The organism is Treponema sp. UBA7567 (assembly GCF_002476655.1).
Lineage (GTDB): Bacteria > Spirochaetota > Spirochaetia > Treponematales > Treponemataceae > Treponema_D.
In genome coordinates, this window is the sequence record NZ_DLLH01000075.1 from 26,023 (window position 1) to 27,503 (window position 1,481).

General features: G+C 39.2%; 2 protein-coding genes. One reads left to right on the plus strand and one right to left on the minus strand.

The genetic code is table 11. The features are described 5' to 3' along the window. Window positions 1-577: ATP-binding protein (locus tag B3Y13_RS09450; RefSeq protein WP_296694167.1), on the minus strand; the 577-nt coding region annotated here is incomplete at its 3' end. 292 nt (window positions 578-869) lie between these two features. Between B3Y13_RS09450 and B3Y13_RS09455 the strand changes: the two genes are divergently transcribed. Further along, window positions 870-1,463: a master DNA invertase Mpi family serine-type recombinase gene (locus tag B3Y13_RS09455; protein WP_296694170.1), complete on the plus strand. Its 594-nt coding sequence runs from the start codon at window positions 870-872 to the stop codon at window positions 1,461-1,463. Window positions 1,464-1,481: the final 18 nt, after the last annotated feature.

The window sequence follows — 1,481 nt, forward strand, 5'->3', positions numbered from 1 at the left end:
CTCCGCCGAGATAGTCGAGAATTTCGTTTTTGTCGCCGTCAAGATTCAGCGTGTAGGGAAAAGAACTTTGCTCAACGTAAAGCCTGTATTTTTCGGAAAGTGAAAGCGACGGATTCTGCACGGAAGCAAATTCCTTGAACGAAAGCGGAAGCATTTCAATCGTAATGTATCTTCCTGAAAGCAGCGTTGCAAGCTCGCCTGAAAGAAGATATGCATTGCTTCCTGTTATGTAAATGTCGATTTTTTCATTCAGGAAAAGGCTGTCCACAACCCGCTGAAAATCCGTTACGTTTTGAATTTCATCGAAAAAAATGTAAGTCATTTGTTCTTTCTGGATTTTCGGCTTGAGATATTCATAAAGCGATTTCGGATTTAAAAGCTCGTAATTGTCGAAGTCCTCAAAATTCAGGAAGATGATTTGCTCGGCGGAAATTCCGCTTTCAAGAAGATAATTGCGGAACATTTTCATTAGAGTTGATTTTCCGCAGCGGCGGATTCCCGTAATCACCTTGATGATGTGCTTGTCCTTGTAAGTTTTGAGTTTTTCTAAAAATTCCAGGCGTAATATGTCGCTCATAGTTTGGATTATATTCCAAAGTTCTTGTAAAAACAAGCAAAAGTTTGGAATATAATCCAAACTTTTAAAAGCTAGAACTTTTCCTGTCTTTTTGATGTAAAGAACCTTGTGTGTCAAGTATTGTGGCTCTGGAGATTATCTGAAGAATGAGCCGTGCAAGACGATAAAGCTATGCTAGAATCCTCAAATTCCAATATTTCGCACTAAAATTTCTTAATCGTTTTTCAATCGGCTGTAGATTCTTTCTGAAACAGATTGGAGCTTTCATTTAAAATAGCCGCAGAGGTACAAAATGACTTATGGTTATATCCGCGTGAGTACGGACAAGCAGACAGTTGAAAATCAGCGTTTTGAAATCTGCAATTTCTGCAGAAAAGAAAATCTTGAGATTGACGGCTGGATAGAAGAGACAATCAGCGGAACAAAAAACTACGACAAGCGCAAGCTCGGAGACCTGCTGAATCATGTTCAGAGCGGCGATTTGATAATCTGTGCGGAACTTAGCCGGCTAGGAAGAAGCCTGTTCATGATTATGGAAATCCTTTCAATCTGCATGAAAAAAGACTGCAAGGTCTGGACGATAAAGGACAACTACAGGCTGGGCGATGATATTCAAAGCAAGGTGCTGGCGTTTGCGTTTGGACTGAGCGCGGAAATCGAGCGCAATTTAATCAGCCAGCGGACAAAGGAAGCGTTGAAACTACGAAAATTACAAGGAATAAAGATTGGTAGAAAAACAGGTTCAAAAAACTCTATTAATAAATTTACTGGAAAGGAAAAATTGATAAATGATTTGTTAAATGCTGGATACAAAAAATGTGAAATTGCAGACATTATTGGTGTTCATAGAGTAACACTTTACAGGCACTTAAAAACTAATCGATAACCGACCGAATGACTGCAA

Excerpts from the sequence above, each read along its gene's own strand:
- B3Y13_RS09455 (WP_296694170.1), top strand. The coding sequence starts at position 870 with ATGACTTATGGTTATATCCGCGTGAGTACGGACAAGCAGACAGTTGAA.